The sequence below is a fragment of the uncultured Shewanella sp. genome, assembly GCF_947495455.1.
Classification (GTDB): Bacteria; Pseudomonadota; Gammaproteobacteria; order Enterobacterales; family Shewanellaceae; genus Shewanella.
Window position 1 is genome coordinate 1 of record NZ_CANLZC010000243.1, and the last position, 623, is coordinate 623.

The following is a 623-nucleotide window of genomic DNA, read 5'->3' on the forward strand; positions in this document are numbered from 1 at the left end:
TCCGCTATCGATGCTTGGCACTGCAAAACCCATCACGGCGGCCGTGGTCGAGGTTTTCAATTCAGTGATACCGCAATTGAAACAGCCCTTATGGTCAAAGGCGTCTTTAAGTTATCATTGCGAGCAACAGAAGGCTTCATCAATTCTCTGTTTCAACTGATGGATGTGCCATTAGCGGCACCGGATTATACTTGTATAAGCAAACGGGCCAAGACTGTTAAAGTTAACTATCGCAGTCCCTGTCGAGGCCCCGTCACTCATCTTGTCGTGGATTCAACAGGATTGAAAGTTTATGGTGAAGGAGAATGGAAAACGCGCAAGCACGGTAAAGAACGGCGACGCACATGGCGTAAGTTGCACCTTGCGATCGATACAAAGACTCATGATGTTGTCTCAGCTGAAATTAGCCTCGTTAATGTCGCTGATAACGAAGTATTCCCCACATTGCTCAATCCGCTTCGCCGAAAATTAAATCAAGTCTCAGCCGATGGTGCATACGACACAAAAGCGTGCCATAAGTTACTGCGACGCAAAGGGATAAAACCCACTATTCCACCGCGTTCAAACGCAGGATATTGGGAAAAGGGTCATCCGAGAAATAAAGCGGTTGACGCATTGAAGTC

The 623-nt window shown here is 47.0% G+C and carries 1 protein-coding gene; it reads left to right on the forward strand.

What is annotated here, in order from left to right:
* Positions 1-623 (forward strand): IS5 family transposase (locus Q0791_RS24955; protein WP_299011960.1); only part of this gene is annotated, 623 nt, incomplete at both ends.